Here is a 17319-nt window from a genome sequence, read left to right on the forward strand (position 1 = left end):
CGAACCTGCCGGCGGGCCAGGGGTATGACGGTTAACTGGACGGGGTCTACCGAAACCGTTAGCGCGAAGCCAGAACGGGACGGGGCTTTGGCTGTATGAAGATGATTGCCTTCATGAAATATGGCGAAAAAGCCGCCAGTACTCGCCAGCGTCTCCTGCAATTTGTTCCGGAGCTAGAGGCTGCGGGTATAAAAGTTGAGTGGTTTCCTCTTCTTGGCGACGGCCAGATAAACCAGACCGGAAGGTTGCGCAATACTGCACCCATAATGGCAGCCTATCTCCGGAGAGTGCTGGCATTGCTGCGCGCACAACAATATGACCTAGTATGGATCCACAAAGAACTGTTCCCCTATACGCCGGGCTGGTTCGAGGGACTCATTGGCAGGATGGGCATACCGGTCGTCTATGACTTCGATGATGCGATCTTTCACAATTACGACCTTAGCCGCCGCCCGTTGGTGAGGCAGCTGCTGGGACGGCGCTTCGAGCCACTGCTGCGTCGCGTAAGCGCGGTAAGCTGCGGGAATGCGTATTTGTGGGATTATGCCGCGCGCTTCTGCCCGAACAGCGTGGTGATCCCTACGGTGGTGGACACCGACGGTTACCGGCCGCGGTCGCCGGCGCCGGATGCAGGTCCCCCGGTCATTGGCTGGATCGGGTCCCATTCCACCTGGAGCTATGTTGAGCCACTGGTGCCCATGCTGGAGGCGCTTGTGGTCGAAGGGCGTGCGCGCGTGCGGATCGTCGGCTCGGGGGTGGCGGCAGCGGATCTTCCGGCGTTTGAGATGATAGACTGGACGGAAGCGACGGAGATCGCCGAGGTCCAGGCGATGGACATCGGCATCATGCCGCTGACCGACGACCCGTGGAGCCGCGGCAAATGCGGCTACAAGCTGATCCAGTATATGGCGTGCGGCCTGCCCGTGGTCGCCTCGCCGGTCGGGGTGAACGTCGACCTGGCGCAGCCGGGCGTCAACGGCATGCTTGCGGAGACGGTGGAGGAATGGCGCGGCGCGCTGGTGAGCCTGCTGGAGGACGAAACCCTACGCGCTGCTTACGGCCGGGCCGGGCGGGAGCGGGTGGAGCGGGATTTTTCGCTGAAGGCCCATGCCCCGCGCTTCATCGCGCTGCTCCAGTCTGCCGTGGCAGACAAACAGGACGGACAACCGCGTCCGTGAGCGCTTGTATGGAACGGCCGATGACGGATCCGTATCCGACTGCGATGCCTCGGCTACCACGCTCCCGCCGAATGCTGCTTAACCTCGCGGAACGCAGCACCGGTTGAGCTGCATCAGGTGAGTTCGTGCGTGGAGAGAAGGGTGCGGTAGATCTCAAAATGCCGACGCGTCACATCGTTGACGTCAAACCGATCCTCTGCATGCGCGCGTCCTGCGACGCCCATGCGGACACACAGGTCGCGGTCGAGGATCAGGCGATCGATTGCATCGGCGAGCGCGATGGCATCCTTTGCCGGGCAGAGTAAGCCGGTGACTCCGATGGCGATCGCGTCCCGGCAGCCTGGCGTATCCGTTGTGACAATTGCGCGACCCGCCGCCGCGGCGTCGATCAGCGACTTGGGAAAGCCCTCGCGGTATGAAGGAAGGGCGACGATGTGCAGTTCCGCCAGCGCCGCTGCAATGTCCGAGGTGTACGGCACCCATTCGACCACGCCCTCGCGTACCCAACGCTCAATTTCGGCGGGCGTGACCGAGGTCGGGTTCGTCAAGTCGGGGTCGCCGATCAATGCGAACGTCGCGTTGCGACCGCGGCGGCGTAGCTCGCGCGCTGCGTCGACGAACTCGTAGACGCCTTTGTCGCGGAGCAGGCGTGCCGGGAGGCCGACACGCGTTTCCGGGCCAACCGGATGCGGCCGCATGGTAATCTTCTGAAGATCCACACCCGAGCCGCCGATCCGGTGGACCGATACTTTGTCGAGCTTGGCGAACTCGACCATCCGGGCGTCGTCGCCATTCTGGAAGATGAAGCTGACGGCGCGGCGGTTGAGCCCAAGCCGCATGAACGCGTTAATCGCCCGCCGCAGTACGCCCTTCATTCCGCCGCCGCTGCCCGTGTAGACATATCCGAGACCGGAGACGGCGCCCACGACGGGAACGCGGAGTATCTTCGACGCCAAACCAGCGTGGAGGATGCATTTGATCGCGATCGCGTGGATCAGCGTGGGGCGGGTATGACGGACGATAGCGAAGGCTCGAAGAAAGGTGAGGCCTTCGCCAAAGATCGATGTCCCGCCGCGGTTGATGTTCCACTCGATCCACTCAGCGCCGGCTGCACGAATTGCCTCAACCGCAGTCGCGTGGAAGGGGCAGGCAACGGTGACGCGATAGCCCTCTGCCACCGCCCCCTGGACCAGATTCAGTCGGTGCGAAACAAAAAACGGCGCATCCCCGACAAAGTAGAGGATGTTTTCAGCCATGTCTTTCACGGAGGTGCTGCTCATCCTTGTGGCGCCTCACCGGAGACAATACGATCGCCTCGACCGCGGCCGAACGCCGTCTGCAAGATGAGCGTGAAATTGATCGCCAGAGACTGCACCTTCATGTAGACATAATCACTGCGTGCCAGTTCTTGTGGACGGCTCATGTCGATCTCGCGGACCTGCGCATAGCCGGTGATCCCAGGCTTCATTGAAAAGATGCCAAGCGTCGAGCGCGCGTTCACCAATTCTTGTTGCACCGGCAGGCAGGGGCGAGGGCCGACCAGCGTCATCTCCCCCCGTAGCAGGTTCACTGCTTGCGGTAGCTCGTCGAGCTTGGTTCTGCGGAGGAACTTGCCGGCTTTTGTCACTGCACTGACGCTGACTTCGTGCGTACCGACCGAAGCGGTGTCGCGCTTCATCGTGCGGAATTTGTAAAGCGTGAAGGGCACCTGTCCCTTGCCGACGCGGGTTTGCGCGAAAATGGCAGGGCCGGGGCTGCCGAGGCGGATCACTAGCCACAGGACCAGGATCATGGGGAGAAGCAGAATAAGGATTGCCATTGCGGCCAGCACGTCGACCGCGCGCGTAACCCCCCGGTATAGGCAGGAACGCAAAAGATCGTCGGTCAGGATTTTCGGTTTCGGCAAATCGTTCTCAGGGTTCGCCACGTATACGGCCAAGCTCTGTGCTGACGTTGTTGGTTTAAGCGTCTTGAACAAGCCGAACAGCGCTCTGCCGAAGATCCCGAGCTGATTGAGGATGCCGAGCTTTTTGCCAAAAAAACTCTCATCGTAAAAGTAGCCGATATAAACGGTATCAAGACCTGCGCCTAACGAGGCAGAGAGGTTGCGCTGAGCCAGTCTCTTGCTAACCGCGTAAGGCGAGTCGTTGCTGTCATCCAAAGCCTGAACCGACGATATGTTGATGAACCGTCGACCGTTCATGCGCATGAAATGCGCACAAACAGCATTTGTGAAATCAACGTTGGCCCGGGTGAAATCTTCTAAAGTGCCAGGTTGATCGTTGTTGCGGACGGCAAGATGGATAAGCGTGTCGCAGATTTCTTGTCCGGGGAGTGCTTCGTAATCGGCGCAATCGACCTGGGGATGCTTGGCGTACATCGTCCGCAAAGCCGATGCATCGCGGCCAAGGGCAAGGATGCTATATCCCTGATCTCCCAGTAGCGGGATCAGGTGGCGGCCGATGTTCCCTGACGCTCCGGTTACGATGAAATCATATTGCTTAGATTTCTGGTGGGTCATTTGACCTTGAGCATCCGATACCTGCATGGGCGAGGGCGCGAAAGATCAGTCTGATCTGGAGTTGTCAATCCGGTTCCGGTCGGAGCGCCTCGGGCGTTGCTGCGCAACGATCGCCGGACGCGACGAGGTGCAGTTCCTCTGTTTCCCTCCAGGAGAGGATCGCATAAGCGACCAATCCTATGCGGAAAACCTCCAGCTTTATGGTCCGGTTCAGACCCACCCATGCACTGATACTCCTCTATGCCTTGCTGGTTGTGGTGGAAGTCGCTGGCGGTGCCTCGCGAGCCGATGCTTCGGGGCAGGTCATCGTCCGCGCTGCGGCATGGGTAGCGCTGATTGGTGGACTGTTGTTCGGCACCCGTCCCGATCTTCGTGGTGGACGCGCGGTGGCGTTGATCCTTGCCGCGGCGATCGCGCTGCCGCTGGTGCAGCTGGTTCCGCTTCCCCCCGCCATGTGGACGGCGCTGCCCGGGCGCGATCTCATCACCCACGCGGCTTTGGGGGCTGGCGAGCCGCAGCCTTGGCGGCCATGGGCCATCGCTCCAGGGGCGACCGTGAACGCCGCATCCTCCTTGGTCGTGCCTGCCGCGGTCCTTTGGCTCATGCTGGGCCTGGGGGTGGAGGAGCGCAGGCGGCTGCCCGGCTTTCTGCTGTGCCTCGTGCTCGCCTCCACGCTGATCGGTCTGGTTCAGGTGTCGAGCTTCAGCTTCGACAATCCATTGATCAACGAGTCTCCGCACACGGTCAGCGGCACGTTTGCCAATCGCAACCACTTCGCACTGCTGATGGCGCTGGGATGTCCGCTGGCGTCCGTCTGGGCGTTCGGTGCGCGGGAAGTCCGCCCCTGGCGCCACGTCGCCGGCCTGGCGAGCATGGCGCTGTTTCTGGTCGCGATCCTGGTCAGCGGCTCGCGTGCCGGGCTGCTCCTGGGGAGCCTCGGGCTCGGAATGGCGCTGCTTCTCTCGGGAGCAACGGTCAAAAAGGCGCTCGGCCGTTATCCGCGCTGGCTGTTTCCGGCACTGGTCGCCGGCGTTCTGGCGATCGTCCTGGGGCTGGTGTTGCTGAGTATTGCGGCGGACCGAGCCGTGTCGATCAACCGGTTGTTCGAACAGGATCCGGGACAGGACATGCGGAGCCGCGGGCTTCCGACCGTGCTGTCGATGATCACCGACTATTTCCCGTTCGGATCCGGGCTTGGCGGCTTCGACCCCATCTTCCGTATCCACGAGCCGTTCGAGCTGCTGAAGTCCACCTACTTCAACCATGCGCACAACGACTTTCTTGAGATCGTGCTTGACGCCGGCCTCCCCGGACTGGTGCTGCTTCTCGCGGCACTGTTCTGGTGGGGTTGGGCGAGCGTTCGCGCGTGGCGTGCCAGCTTAGGCCCGGATGCCATGCTTGCCCGGCTCGGCTCGGCGATGCTGCTGCTCGTGATGCTCGCCAGCGTCTTCGACTATCCAGCCCGGACGCCGGCGATCATGGCTCTGGTCGCAATTGCCGGGGTATGGCTCAGCGGGCGCTCAGGCGCACGTCGTGCAAGTTCTTTACCAGCGGCAGCATAGCCTCTAGGCGTAACACGTGGGGCCAGAAACTCCGACGTTTCCGAGAAAGTGTTTTTTCAAGAACATGCGTAGATTGTGTGTCGGACTGTTGTTGGCGAGCGCCTTGACAGCATGTGGGCGGACGCCCCCGCTGGAGCGCAATCCAGGCCTCACCGTGGTGGAGAACAGCGCTGAGCTGCCTCCGCCAAATCGCAACGATCTCACAGCGGCCGACCGGCCGGCACTGATCGGTCCGCTCGACACCATTCAGGTCGATGTCTTCAATGTGCCCGATCTCAGCCGAGAGATGCAGGTCGACGCAAGCGGCGGCGTCTCGATGCCGCTCGTCGGCATGATCGACGCTCGCGGCAAGACCGCTGGGGAACTCGCCCGGGACATCGAGACGTCGCTGCGCGGCCGCTATGTCCGCAACCCCCAGGTCACGATCAACATCAAGAGTTCGGTCAGCCAGGTCGTTACGGTTGATGGCCAGGTCGTAGAGCCGGGCCTGTATCCGGTCACCAACCAGATGACGCTGATGCGGGCGATTGCGTCTGCCAGGGGTATGACAGAATATGCTAGAGCAGAGGAGGTCGTGATCCTGCGCACGGTCGATGGGCGGCGCATGGCTGGTCTGTACAGCATCGCGGCTATCCGTCGGGGCGCGTACGAAGACCCTGCTATCTATGCCAATGACGTGATCGTAGTGGGCGATTCCCCACAGCGTCGCCTTTTTCGAGATCTTGTATCGTCAGCGCCGCTTTTTGTGGCCCCACTCGTGGCAGTCCTGCGGTAGATCTCACATGAACATGACAGCACAACAACTCCGGCACGGCGCGGTGGCCACGCCCGCTGATCCGGCCGGCACGGAAACGGACCGCCTCCCGCTCATCCGGCAATATCTGCGTATCGCGCTTCGCTGGCGCTACGTCATCCTCGCGGCGGTTGTAGGCTGCTTCCTTGTCGGCCTCATCAGCACGCTGCTGATGACGCCGCAGTACACCGCCAACACCATCATCGCGATCTCGCGGGAGTCGAGCAACGTCACCGACATCCAGGGGGTGGAGCGCGAGACCAGCACCGCCGACCAGGAGTTCTACCAGACTCAATATGGCCTGCTGCAGTCGCGTTCTCTGTCTGAGCGTGTCGCCAACCAGCTGCGCCTGGTCGATGATCCGGCATTTTACGAGCGGTTCGGCTATGCGTCGGAGGCGCCGGCGTTCCGACAAGTAAACGGGCGCTACCTTGCGCAGGGACGCACCACGCGGTTGCGCAAGGCGGGCGAGATCCTGCTTGCGAACGTCGCCATCAAGCCGACGCGACTGTCGCGGTTGGTGACAATTGCGTTTACGAGCCGCGACGCGAGCTTTTCGGCGCAGGTCGCCAATGCTTGGGCGGACAATTTCATCCAGTCCAACCTCGAGCGCAAGATCCAGGCGACCTCCTATGGCCGCGACCTTCTGCAGCGCCAGCTGACGCTTCAAAAGGAACGGCTCGACCAATCCCAGCGTCAGCTCGTCAATTATGCATCGGCCGAGCAGATCATCAACTTGCCGGCCCAGTCGAGCAACGGCACCACCACGTCCGAACGCTCGCTCGTCGCCGACGATCTGGCGACGCTGAATGCCGCGCTTTCCCAGGCGACCGCCGAGCGGATCCAGGCAGAGGCGCGCTTCCAGCAGGCCGGCAGCGCTGGCGCATCAACCGAGGCATTGCAGAATGCCGCGATCAACAGCCTGCGCCAGCGGCGGGCGGAGCTTGCGGCCGACTATCAGCGCCTGATGGTCCAGTTCGAGCCGGGCTATCCCGCGGCCCAAGCGATCAAGTCCCAGATCGACCAGCTCGATCGCTCCATCACGCGCGAGGAGACACGCGTCTCGGGTTCGCTGCAGGCCGGCTATCGCCAGGCACAGGAGCGCGAGCGCGCACTGACCGCCAAGGTGAACGAGCTCAAGCAGGGCTATCTCGACCTGCGGCGGCGCAGCATCCAGTACAACATCTACCAGCAGGAGGTGGATACCAACCGTGCCCTCTATGATGGGCTGTTGCAGCGGTTCAAGGAGATCGGCGTCGCCGGCGGCGTTGGCGTCAACAACACGTCGGTCGTCGATACCGCGGATGTTCCGCAGAAGCCGTCGAGCCCGAAGCTGCTGATCAATCTGCTGATCTCGCTGCTTGCCGGCTTGGGCCTGGGTGCGCTGCTGGCCTTCGCGCTGGAGCAGATGGACGAAGCCATCGCCGATCCGGCGGAGTTCGAGCGGCTGTTCGGGGTTCCGCTGCTGGGCACCGTGCCGAAGGTCGAGGACAGCACGCCCAAGCAGGCGCTGCTGGACCCGCGTTCGGATATGTTCGATGCCTATCTTGCAGTGCAGACCAGTCTGGCGTTCACCACCGAGCATGGGGTGCCGCGCTCGCTCATGGTGACGTCGACGCAGCCGGCAGAAGGCAAGTCCACGACGTCGCTTGCGCTCGCTGCCACGCTGGCACGCGCTCGGCGCAAGGTGATCCTCATCGACGGCGACATGCGCTCGCCGTCGGTGCACCTCTTGGGCGGCGTCAGCCATGATCGGGGTCTTAGCAACTTCCTCGCCGGCGAAGACGACGTCGCCTCGCTGACGTTTTCGATGGCGGATCTTGGCTTCACCGCCATGTCGGCCGGACCGATCCCGCCGAACGCGGCGGAGCTGCTCGCCGGCAACCGGCTGTCGCTGCTGATCGAGCGTCTGCTGCAGGACTATGATCATGTGGTGATCGACTCCCCGCCGGTGATGGGCCTGGCCGACGCGCCGCTGATCGCAAGCCGCGTGGAAGGCGTGGTCTGGGTGACCCAGGCTCAGGGCGCGCGCTCTGCGCTCGTCAAGACGGCGCTCCGCCGCCTTGCTGGCGTCAACGCGCGCATCTTTGGCGGCGTGCTGACCAAGTTCGACGCCCGGAAGGCGCACTACGGCTACGGCTACGGGTATAATTACGGCTATACCTACGGTCGCGACGGGAAAAAGGCGTAAGCAGAATCATGAGCGGGAGCGGGCAACTCGCGCAGCGCTCGCTCAAGGAGTGGGCCATCCGTGGTGGTGCCGCGGCGCTGTTGGCGGTCGCGGGCTACTTCAGCATGGCTCAGACCGTCGCGCAGGTGGTCGTGAAGGACGATCCTGCGCTCGCGGCAAGGATAGCGCCGTGGGACGGCCGGATCCTGTCCGCCGGGTTTGAAAGCATTCCTGCTTCTTCCGATTTCACTGAACGCAGCATGCAAGCCCAGGATGCGCTGCGGAGAGATCCAACGGCCGTGAATGCCGTTGCGCAACTTGGTCTCGCCGCACAAGCAAGGGGCGATGTCGCCGGTGCGGGACGCCTTTTCCGCTATGCGGAGCGGCTTTCCCGGCGCGACCTGCAGACGCAGCTCTGGGCGATCGAGGATGCCGTTGGGCGCGACGATATCGCCGGCGTGCTGCGGCATTATGACGTGGCGCTCCGCACCAAGGCGCAGAGCCGGGCCATCCTGTACCCGGTGCTCGCGTCCGCCATCAACGACGCACAGGTTCGTGCCGAACTCGTGCGGACGCTTGCGGGCAGGCCGCTCTGGGCCGACGACTTCCTCGGCTATGCGGCGTCGTCCAAGGAAAATTCGCAAGCGACTGCGGCGCTGCTGGCTGCGCTACACCAGCGCCATGTCCCCGTTCCCGAACCGGTGAATGCCGCCCTGATCGGCTCCATGGTCGCGCGGGGGCAGGGGGAAGCGGCCTGGCGCTTCTATGCGGCGGTGCGGGGCCACGCAGACCGCCGGCGCGCGCGGGATCCGCGGTTCTCGGCCGTGCTGGCGGCGCCGACAGTGTTTGACTGGACGCCCGTCAACGATGGAAGCGTGACCGGCTCCATCCAGCCCAGCGGCAGCAATGGCCTGTTCGACTTCTACGTGGTCCCCGGCGGAGGCGGTGCGCTCCTGAAGCAGATGCAGCTTCTGCCGCCCGGGACCTATCACCTCAGCGGTCACAGCCGTGGGATCGAGCAGGAGCGCAGAGCACTGCCCTATTGGGTTCTCCTGTGCGGTTCGCGGGAACTCGGCCGTGTCGAAGTTCCGAACTCCGCGGAAGCGGGCGGTAGGTTCGCAGGGCTTCTGACAGTTACTGCCGGGTGCCCTGTTCAGACATTGACCTTGATCGCGCGGCCATCGGAATCCGTGTCGGGTTTGGTGGGTCAGATCGACCGTCTAGAGCTGGCACCCGCACCATGAGGCGGATGCGCGGTCTCTTTCTCGGCCTCTGTCTGTTGGCGGCCGGCCCGGCGTTCGGCCAGATCGCGGATTCCACCGTCGGTCGCGTCGGCCAACGCCAGACGCGGCAGGAGGCGGCTCCCAATGTGCGGCCGCTTGCCCGCGTCTCCGGCCGCATCAGCAACCGGGTGCAATCGCGCATCCGCAACCGCATCGACCGGAACTACAACCCGCAGGCAAATGCGACGTCGCCGTTCGAAGTTGCGGCGGATCGGGCCCGTACCGGCAGGTCCCCGCGCTGACCTGCGGGCGGTGCAGGCCACGATCGTGCGGCCGCACCTGAAGCAATAGCCTGTGCCTTCACCGTGCTCCGGCAGTCGCGCTCGGATTGCGGCAACCACGCATCTGGCGCTGACCCTAACAGCACGAAGGCGCGGCCCTCGTGAACATCTCGGCTCCCAGTTCGATCGCCAGGGACAGTCCGAGCGACTTTGTCGTCGGGCGCGGATCCCCCATAAGGAACGCCTGGGCAGACGTGAGCGGCCGGACGTCGAGGTGAAGCCCGCCGAGCGCCTCGCGCACCTCGGCCAGGTTCGCCGCTCCAGTTCGTAAATCCCGTTCATGTGGAGAATGGATGGCTAGGAAGCTTCGGCTTGTTTGGCCAGGCTACACAGGATCGGTACTTGTCATTGTGAGCCAGATGCCGCAGCAGTGGCTCACATGGGTGTACCCGAAGGAGCTGCCATGTCGAACCCGGTCCGCGTCGCGCGCGTGTACCTGCGCGTCAGCACGGACGAGCAGGATCTCACCCGGCAGGAAGCGATCGTCGATGCCGCGCGCGCGGCCGGCTATTATGTGGCCGCGGTCTATCGCGAGAAGGCGTCGGGTGCGCGGCCGGACCGGCCCGAGCTGTTGCGCATGGTTGCCGACCTGCAACCCGGCGAGGTGGTGGTGGCCGAGAAGATCGACCGGATCAGCCGCCTGCCGCTTGCCGAGGCGGAACTGCTGGTGGCGACGATCCGGGCCAAGGGCGCGCGGTTGGCGGTGCCGGGCATCGTCGATCTGTCGGACCTCGTCGCCGACAGCGCGGGCGTCGCGCGCATCGTGTTGGAGGCGGTGCAGGACATGCTGCTGCGGGTCGCACTTCAGACCGCGCGCGACGATTACGAAACGCGCCGCGAACGCCAGCGCGAAGGCATCGAGATTGCCAAGCGGGCAGGGCGGTATCGGGGCCGGAAGCCGGACCTTGCCCACCATCGCCGCATCATCGGCCTGCGGGAGGCAGGCATGAGCATCGCCAGGACGGCCGAACTCGCCGGATGCAGCATCGCTCAGGTCAAGCGGGTGACCGCGCTGCACCGGGCGAAGAACCCGACGGACAAGCCCGAAATTGTGCCGAACGCCCGGCCTGTCGCGCCTCCCGCATGAGCCTTGAACGGCACCTCAAAGGTCGTCGTCACCGCGCAAGTCGGGGATCGTAGAGCCAACGGCGGACCTTCTGGGCGGTGATCCGCGTCGCATCAGCATGCGCGGGATTGATCAGGATGTTGTCTTCTTCCGGTACGATGACCGAGGGAACACACAGCAGCGCGGATCGGCGCTCTGTTATCCAGCGCGTACCAACCTCGGTGCTGGTCAAACCGGCAGGCTCCGCGTCCCATCCGACATGCTGGGCAGGGTCGATCGTCTCGCGTCTGGCCCAGATGTCTTTGGGGACGGTGACCTCGACCAGGTACCGGTTCAGCGGCAGACCCGAAGCGTTCAGGTGAACGACGGTTTCCAGGCAGGCGAGCGCCCGACTGCTGCTGGTGTAGGTTACAGCGGTGCCCTTGCTGTTCCAGCGGCCGCCGGTGATCCGGGCACCGGTTCCGGAAAGGTCGTCGGCTGTGTAGGTCAGGGTGTCAGTGCCGATCCGCCAAAGGCGGTGGCTCACGCATAGGCTCCGCTCTGAATCTGCGACAGCGCCTGTGCAACCAGTGCCTGTCCTTCCATGGTGTCGAGTAGATCGATCGGCTTGTCACCGCCCAGTGCGGGCAGGGGCTCCCGCAACCAATCCGCCAGCCACACAGGAGCATCAAAGCCTTCTGGCTCGCCGGCCTCGTCCACCATGGCTTCGACCTGGCCGATCAGCTTCGCCAGACCGACGACGCGTTCGCTCTCTTCCACCGATAGCGCACCGCCCTGTGCCGCCTTGCGGTTCACGGTCGCGGTCTTGAGGTTGAGCGCCTGGAACATGACCTGCTGATCAAGCTGAAGCTCGCTGCTCAAGCGCTTGACCCGATCAGCAGGGATCCCCGCCTTGATCACCTCGATGCGCCTGACCGGCGAAGCCCGATACAAGTCCATGAAGGCGAAGGAGCGCGCGTGGCGCACCTGTCCGTCCACTGACACGGCCAGACTCATCTCGATGCTCCTTTGAGCACCAATATAGCTCAACTGAGCAGTGGTGCAAGGTTCGCCCTGAGATAGCGGCTGTCATCCTCCGGAAACCGACACAAGCGGCGCCAGGGTGTGGAAGCTGCTGGAGTGGAAGACCAGCGGTGCGACATCGTCGGCGATCGCTGCGCGGTGGAGGCGGAACAGGATGATGTCGTGGTCGCCGGCGGCGATCTCCTGCTCGACCGAACATTTCAGCCAAGCCGTCGCGTTCCGCAGGAAGAGGGCGCCCTCCGGCGTCGCCTGATAGTCCAGACCCAGAAAGCGGTCGCCGGTGCTCTGCGCCAGCTGCCGCGCCGGTGCCCCATGGCTGCTGCCCAGAAACGAAATCCCGATCCGGGGACGCAGTCGCAGCTGCCGCCAGGTTGCGGATCCATGCCGGATGCATACGGACACCAGCGGTGGCGTAATCGAGATGGCGACAAAGGCGCTCGCGGTCATGCCCAGAGGATTGCCCTGGTCCATCGCGCACAGCGCGGTGACGCCGGTTGGGAAACAGCCGAACAGGCGGCGCAACTCGGCATCGCCGCGGATTTCGTCCAGGGCGTTCATGTGCTGTGGCGGACCCGCACCACCCCGGGGATCGTGCGGTCCAGGGGGGCGGGCCGCAGCCGGCTCAGCAGGGCAGGCATCGCGGCGTCTCCCATTGCCAGGTCAGGCCGAAAGCTCTGCGCGCACGATCGCGGCACCCGCGCCCAGGGCCTGCAGCTTGCCCTGTGCGACCTCCCGCGCCAGCGGCGCCATGCCGCAGTTGGTGGCGGGGTAGAGCTTGTCCGCGTCGACGAACCGGAGCGCGTTGCGCAGCGTGTCGGCAACCTGCTCCGGCGTTTCCACGGTGTCGGTCGCCACGTCGATCGCGCCGACCATCACCTTCTTGCCGCGGATCAACTCGATCAGGTCCATCGGCACGCGCGAGTTCTGGCACTCGAGGCTGACGATATCGATCTTCGATTTCTGCAGGTTGGGGAAGGTCTCCTCATACTGCCGCCACTCCGACCCCAGCGTCTTCTTCCAGTCGGTATTGGCCTTGATCCCATAGCCGTAGCAGATGTGCACCGCGGTTTCGGCCTTGAGCCCTTCCGCCGCCTTTTCGAGCGTGGCGATGCCCCAGTCGTTCGCTTCGTCGAAGAACACGTTGAACGCGGGCTCGTCGAACTGGACGATGTCGACGCCGGCTGCTTCCAGCTCGCGCGCCTCCTGGTTGAGGATCCGGGCGAACTCCCAGGCCAGCTTCTCGCGGCTGCGGTAATGGGCGTCGTAGAGCGTGTCGATCATCGTCATCGGGCCGGGCAGCGTCCATTTGATCGGCAGGTCGGTCTGCGCGCGCAGATATTTCGCGTCTTCCACGAACACCGACCGGGGGCGCGACACGGCACCGACGACGGTCGGCACGCTCGCGTCATAGCGGTTGCGGATGCGCACGGTTTCGCGCTTCTCGAAATCGACGCCGTCCAGATGCTCGACAAAGGTCGTGACGAAATGCTGGCGCGTCTGCTCGCCGTCGCCGACGATGTCGATCCCGGCCTTACGCTGATCGTCGACGGCCAGGCGCAGCGCGTCCTGCTTGCCCGCGGCCAGCGCCTCGCCCTCCAGCTTCCACGGCGACCAGAGTGTTTCGGGCTCGGCGAGCCAGGAGGGCTTGGGCAGGCTGCCCGCGGTGGTGGTCGGCAACAATGTCATGGTCGGAAATACCTTGTGAGGCGGGGAGATCAGAGGGCGCAGGTCGCGGACCATTGCTGGAGCAGCGCGGCATGCGGCTTGATGAAATGCTCCTCGGCAAAGCGGCCCTGCTCGATCGCGAGCCGGCTGCGTTCCTCGCGATCATAGACGATGCGGGTCAGCGAATAGTCCTGGTACTGGAGGCTCGGTCGATAGCGCGCCGCGGCGACCGAATTGGCGTTGTAGATCTCGGGCCGGTAGATCTTCTGGAAAGTCTCCATCGTGCTGATCGTGCCGGCGAGCTCCAGGTCGGTATAGTCGCCGATCAGGTCGCCGATATGGTAGAAGGCCAGCGGTGCCACGGCATGGCGCGGCATGAAGGTGCGGACCTTCATGCCCATTTTCGCAAAATAGGCGTCGGTCGCCGAAAGATGGTCGTTGCGATATTCCACGCCCAGGATCGGGTGCACGTTCGCGGTACGGTGATAGGTCTGGCTGCTCGACACGCTCAGGCAGATGACCGGCGGCTTGGCGAACCGCTCGCGATAGGCGCTCGAGTTCAGGAAGTGCTTGAACAGATTGCCGTGCAGGTCGCCGAACCCTTCCGGCGCACCGCCGCCCGGGTTCTGCCGCAGGTGGTCCGGCAGCACGACGCTGAAATCATAGTCGCGGACATAGGACGAGAAGTTATTGCCGACGATGCCCGCGATCCGCTCTCCGGTGCTCTTGTCGACGATGGTGGTCTGCAGGATCTCGATCAGCGGAAACGCCTCGCCATGCTCCGCGGCATCGATGGTCAGCGCCGCGGAGAGGATCGTGAGCTCGACGGCGTAGCGATCCCCTGTGGGATTGTCCCAGTGCGCCAACGAGTTGAAGCGGTTGTCGATCATCCGGAGCGTGTTACGCAGATTCTCCTGCCGGCGCTCCCCGCGCGCCAGATTGGCGAAGTTGGTGGTGATGCGCGTGTTCTCGGCGGGGCAATAGTCCTCGTCGAACGGGATGCTGCTGATCGTGAACGTAAAGCCGCTGCTGGTCATGACTCACCTGTCTTGTCCGGGCAGGAGTCAGGGGAGCGCGCAACGGAACAGCCGGGCCAAAGCAGTGGTAACGCCACAGGCCTTGCAGCAAGCGCGATCCACCGGAGGAACCCCCGTCCGAGGAACGTTATGGCGTCGAAGGCAGGTCTCCTGGCTTACGGGTCATCGCGGCAGTCCCGGCCTTCCCGAGCCCCTTGGCAAGGGGCTCAGTGACACGAAATGGGACCGCCGCTCGCCGCTTACAGTTGCGGGGGCAGCGCCGGACTCTGCCCAAAAAGGGCACCACCGGCTTCCCGTCTTAGCCCCATCGCCATGCCTGGGATGGGGAACCTCGACGCGCCGGTTGAACAGCATGGCGCGCCTGCTGTCAATATAGATATAAAGACATCTTTATATCTTGATGTGCTGGACGGTCAGGCTGTTGCCGCAGCATGGCTGGATCGTCATCGCGACCCTGCGCGCACGCCCGAAGTGCAAGACTGCTTTACATAACAAATCGTATCAAGCCGAAATTTGGGGACACTGCTAAGGTGGCTGGCGCGACCGCCAGGGCGCGCATTGGCGCCATCAACTATGCTGAGGTGCTACTTCGTGCATGCGGCGTGCCGGATGATGCCATGCTCGATCTCTGCCGACGCCGCGCTCCGCTGACGCCTACCACAACATGTATACACCACTACACGCATACAGCTTGTTGGATGACGAGGTTTACATCGAAAAAGCGTGAATTCCAGTCGGATACAGGATTTCCGCTTTCGTTCCGATGCCGTTTGACTCAGAATCATCCCATGCCGATCCGCCCGGAACATCGCTGGCTCTATCCGATCGACTGGCGCGAGCTCTCCGCCTTTGTCCGCTTCCAGCGCGCCAAGGGGCGCTGCGAGCATTGCGGCCGGCCGCATGGTGCCCGGGTGCAGCATCTCGGCGACGGCCGCTGGTATGACGAGGAACGGCGCTGCTGGCGGGACGATCGCGGCCGGCGGGTGCGCGGACTTGCGACCCCGGACCGTTTTCCCAGGCAGCTGCGCATGGCCGAGCTTGCAGGCGAGACGGTGCTGCCGCGAACGCGAGTGGTGCTCGCCAGCGCCCACCTCGACCATGATCCCGGCAACAACCACCAGCGCAATCTCGCCGCCCTGTGCCAGCGCTGCCATCTGGCGCACGACCGCCCCGAGCACCGCCGCCGACGCTGGACGACTCTGTTCCGCCGGCGAGCCTCCGGGGATCTGTTCCTGGGCGCCTATCGGTAGGGTTTGCCGTCCAGGCAGCGGCTCAACCTGCCAAAGCGACCAATGTAGCGCCCCCTCCGGTACACCGGCGCCACGCCCCTGAGGGGTATAGAAGCAAGGCCGTCGATCTACGCAGTTGGATGACTGGATGCGGAAAGCGGCAGTTCTCGGAATCTGAAGAAACCGGATTTCACGCGATCAGGCTATTTCTACTCGAAAGCACGAATAGCGTGGGCCGTGCCGGGCCTCCTCCCTCTGCCGGTCCCGCATAGGGGTGTGCAGATTCGTGCTTTCGAGTAGAAATAGCTCATGACCAAGACGCCCCCCGCCCCGCGCGCCAAAGGCGGCAAGCCCCAGCCCAGGAGCAAGCTGCAGCCTAAAAACAGGGCGGTGCCCCAGGGCGAGCTGTTCCTGCTCGACAGCCCACTGCACGGCGAGATCCGCGGTGAGCGGTCGCTGATGGCCTTCCCCTTCTTCGCGCTCGCCAAGAACGCGTGGATGAAGCCGCTCGCCTACAACACCGAGAGCGTCTCGATCGAGGTTCGGCCCAGTGCCAGCGGGGTCGCGACCATCTATGACAAGGAAATCGTCCTTTATATCGCCAGCCTGATGGCGGCGAAGATCGAGGCGGGCGAAGACGTGGCGCAGGACTTTATCTTCACCGCGCACGACCTGTTCACGGTTACCGGTAGCAATCATTCGGCGCGTTCCTACGGCCGGCTGTCTGAGGCCCTGGAACGGCTGCAGGGCACCCAAATCAAGACCAACATCGAAGCCGGTGGCGAAGGCGAGGAAGGCTTTTTCTCGTGGCTGTCGGAAGCCCGGCTCCATTACTCCAAGACGCGCAGCGGCGAGCGGCGGTTGAAGGCAGTCAAGGTCCGGCTTTGCGACTGGCTGTTCCGCGCGATTTTGCGCGATCGGCAGGTGCTCAACTATGCGCACGCCTATTTCCAGCTCGGCCCGATTGAGCGGCGGATCTATGAAGTAGCGCGCTCCACCTGCGACGGCGAGCGGATGGAGGTCGACCTCGCCACCTTCCGCCTACAGATCGGCTATCAGAACCCGCTGGCGAACTTCCGCAACGCGCTCAAGCAGATCGCCGGGACCAATGCGATCCCGGACTATCAGCTCGAGCTGGTGGAAACCGTGGGTGCGGTCGAACCGGCGCGGCGCGGGCGTAAGTCCAATCCGTTGCGCGTCGTCATTACCCCGCGCCTGCCCGAACTGCCGCTGGATCCGAAGCCCGAATCACCGGCCGCATCGGCGCTGACGACCGCGGAGCCCGCCGAGTAATTCTTACTCGAAAGCACGAAGTCACCGGCGATTTCCTACCCGAAAGCACGAATCTCGCGGGCATTTCCTACTCGAAAGCACGAACTTTTTTGGGCTTTCCTACTCGAAAGCACGAACCGTAAACCCTTCCGACGCGGCAGTTTTGCTGCGAGAATCGCAAGAAGGTCGGCGCTGGTGCCGACCACGGAAACGGAAAGCGGCTGTGACCCCATAAAGAA

At 63.7% G+C, this 17319-nt stretch carries 16 protein-coding genes and 1 riboswitch; of the genes, 9 read left to right on the forward strand and 7 right to left on the reverse strand.

Annotated elements, in window-relative coordinates; all coding sequences use genetic code 11:
- Positions 1–95: 95 nt before the first annotated feature.
- Positions 96–1178, forward strand: a complete 1083-nt coding sequence (locus LK533_RS16080) for a glycosyltransferase family 4 protein (protein WP_229364093.1) — start codon at positions 96–98, stop codon at positions 1176–1178.
- Between the two features lie 113 nt (positions 1179–1291).
- Here LK533_RS16080 and LK533_RS16085 read toward each other — a convergent pair whose 3' ends face one another.
- Positions 1292–2458 (reverse strand): glycosyltransferase family 4 protein, encoded by a 1167-nt coding sequence (locus tag LK533_RS16085; protein WP_229364094.1) that lies wholly within the window; start codon positions 2456–2458, stop codon positions 1292–1294.
- A complete protein-coding gene (locus LK533_RS16090; RefSeq protein ID WP_229364095.1) occupies positions 2455–3726 on the reverse strand; it encodes a hybrid nucleoside-diphosphate sugar epimerase/sugar transferase in 1272 nt (423 codons plus the stop codon). Before LK533_RS16090 ends, LK533_RS16085 begins: the two co-directional genes overlap by 4 nt.
- A 227-nt stretch (positions 3727–3953) precedes the next feature.
- On the opposite strand from LK533_RS16090, the gene LK533_RS16095 reads away from it, so the two are divergent.
- The 6 genes from LK533_RS16095 (at position 3954) to LK533_RS16120 (ending at position 10875) form a co-directional block, all read left to right on the forward strand.
- Entirely contained in the window at positions 3954–5261 is a 1308-nt protein-coding gene (locus tag LK533_RS16095) for an O-antigen ligase family protein (RefSeq protein WP_229364143.1), read from the forward strand.
- Positions 5262–5352: 91 nt separating this feature from the next.
- On the forward strand, positions 5353–6036 hold the full coding sequence (locus LK533_RS16100) for a polysaccharide biosynthesis/export family protein (RefSeq protein WP_229364096.1): 684 nt from the start codon (positions 5353–5355) through the stop codon (positions 6034–6036).
- A gap of 7 nt (positions 6037–6043) precedes the next feature.
- Positions 6044–8245: a GumC family protein gene (locus tag LK533_RS16105; RefSeq protein ID WP_229364097.1), complete on the forward strand. Its 2202-nt coding sequence runs from the start codon at positions 6044–6046 to the stop codon at positions 8243–8245.
- Positions 8246–8253: 8 nt separating this feature from the next.
- Positions 8254–9468, forward strand: coding sequence for a hypothetical protein (locus LK533_RS16110; RefSeq protein ID WP_229364098.1), 1215 nt, complete (start codon positions 8254–8256; stop codon positions 9466–9468).
- Positions 9469–9473: 5 nt separating this feature from the next.
- Positions 9474–9749, forward strand: a complete 276-nt coding sequence (locus LK533_RS16115) for a hypothetical protein (protein ID WP_229364099.1) — start codon at positions 9474–9476, stop codon at positions 9747–9749.
- A gap of 442 nt (positions 9750–10191) precedes the next feature.
- The gene (locus LK533_RS16120) at positions 10192–10875 is read left to right on the forward strand and encodes a recombinase family protein (RefSeq protein WP_229364100.1); all 684 of its coding nucleotides are present in this window, start codon (positions 10192–10194) and stop codon (positions 10873–10875) included.
- A gap of 28 nt (positions 10876–10903) precedes the next feature.
- Here the strand turns inward: LK533_RS16120 and LK533_RS16125 are convergent, their stop codons facing one another.
- From LK533_RS16125 to LK533_RS16145, 5 genes are all read right to left on the reverse strand, one after another.
- On the reverse strand, positions 10904–11380 hold the full coding sequence (locus LK533_RS16125; protein WP_229364101.1) for an RES family NAD+ phosphorylase: 477 nt from the start codon (positions 11378–11380) through the stop codon (positions 10904–10906).
- Positions 11377–11850, reverse strand: coding sequence for an antitoxin Xre/MbcA/ParS toxin-binding domain-containing protein (gene parS / locus LK533_RS16130; RefSeq protein WP_229364102.1), 474 nt, complete (start codon positions 11848–11850; stop codon positions 11377–11379). Before parS ends, LK533_RS16125 begins: the two co-directional genes overlap by 4 nt.
- Before the next feature lie 72 nt (positions 11851–11922).
- Entirely contained in the window at positions 11923–12435 is a 513-nt protein-coding gene (locus LK533_RS16135; RefSeq protein WP_229364103.1) for a flavin reductase family protein, read from the reverse strand.
- A 102-nt stretch (positions 12436–12537) separates the two neighbouring features.
- Positions 12538–13563 (reverse strand): methionine synthase, encoded by a 1026-nt coding sequence (locus tag LK533_RS16140; RefSeq protein ID WP_229364104.1) that lies wholly within the window; start codon positions 13561–13563, stop codon positions 12538–12540.
- 29 nt (positions 13564–13592) lie between these two features.
- Complete coding sequence (locus LK533_RS16145) at positions 13593–14579, reverse strand: DUF1852 domain-containing protein (protein ID WP_229364105.1); 987 nt, start codon at positions 14577–14579, stop codon at positions 13593–13595.
- 122 nt (positions 14580–14701) lie between these two features.
- Positions 14702–14928: riboswitch (cobalamin riboswitch) on the reverse strand.
- A 439-nt stretch (positions 14929–15367) separates the two neighbouring features.
- Between LK533_RS16145 and LK533_RS16150 the strand changes: the two genes are divergently transcribed.
- Both LK533_RS16150 and LK533_RS16155 read left to right on the forward strand, forming a co-directional pair.
- A complete protein-coding gene (locus LK533_RS16150) occupies positions 15368–15829 on the forward strand; it encodes a hypothetical protein (RefSeq protein ID WP_229364106.1) in 462 nt (153 codons plus the stop codon).
- Positions 15830–16117: 288 nt separating this feature from the next.
- The gene (locus LK533_RS16155) at positions 16118–17101 is read left to right on the forward strand and encodes a replication initiator protein A (protein WP_229364107.1); all 984 of its coding nucleotides are present in this window, start codon (positions 16118–16120) and stop codon (positions 17099–17101) included.
- The last annotated feature ends 218 nt before the right edge of the window (positions 17102–17319 follow it).

It is taken from the genome of Sphingomonas sp. PL-96 (assembly GCF_020707215.1).
Taxonomy (GTDB): domain Bacteria; phylum Pseudomonadota; class Alphaproteobacteria; order Sphingomonadales; family Sphingomonadaceae; genus Sphingomonas.

Bases quoted from the DNA above. Each gene is read 5' to 3' on its own strand.
- LK533_RS16080 (WP_229364093.1), top strand. From the start codon at position 96: ATGAAGATGATTGCCTTCATGAAATATGGCGAAAAAGCCGCCAGTACT.
- LK533_RS16085 (WP_229364094.1), bottom strand. From the start codon at position 2,458: ATGAGCAGCACCTCCGTGAAAGACATGGCTGAAAACATCCTCTACTTT.
- LK533_RS16090 (WP_229364095.1), bottom strand. From the start codon at position 3,726: ATGCAGGTATCGGATGCTCAAGGTCAAATGACCCACCAGAAATCTAAG.
- LK533_RS16105 (WP_229364097.1), top strand. From the start codon at position 6,044: ATGAACATGACAGCACAACAACTCCGGCACGGCGCGGTGGCCACGCCC.
- LK533_RS16110 (WP_229364098.1), top strand. From the start codon at position 8,254: ATGAGCGGGAGCGGGCAACTCGCGCAGCGCTCGCTCAAGGAGTGGGCC.
- LK533_RS16115 (WP_229364099.1), top strand. From the start codon at position 9,474: ATGCGCGGTCTCTTTCTCGGCCTCTGTCTGTTGGCGGCCGGCCCGGCG.
- LK533_RS16120 (WP_229364100.1), top strand. From the start codon at position 10,192: ATGTCGAACCCGGTCCGCGTCGCGCGCGTGTACCTGCGCGTCAGCACG.
- parS (WP_229364102.1), bottom strand. From the start codon at position 11,850: ATGAGTCTGGCCGTGTCAGTGGACGGACAGGTGCGCCACGCGCGCTCC.
- LK533_RS16135 (WP_229364103.1), bottom strand. From the start codon at position 12,435: ATGAACGCCCTGGACGAAATCCGCGGCGATGCCGAGTTGCGCCGCCTG.
- LK533_RS16140 (WP_229364104.1), bottom strand. From the start codon at position 13,563: ATGACATTGTTGCCGACCACCACCGCGGGCAGCCTGCCCAAGCCCTCC.
- LK533_RS16145 (WP_229364105.1), bottom strand. From the start codon at position 14,579: ATGACCAGCAGCGGCTTTACGTTCACGATCAGCAGCATCCCGTTCGAC.
- LK533_RS16150 (WP_229364106.1), top strand. From the start codon at position 15,368: ATGCCGATCCGCCCGGAACATCGCTGGCTCTATCCGATCGACTGGCGC.
- LK533_RS16155 (WP_229364107.1), top strand. From the start codon at position 16,118: ATGACCAAGACGCCCCCCGCCCCGCGCGCCAAAGGCGGCAAGCCCCAG.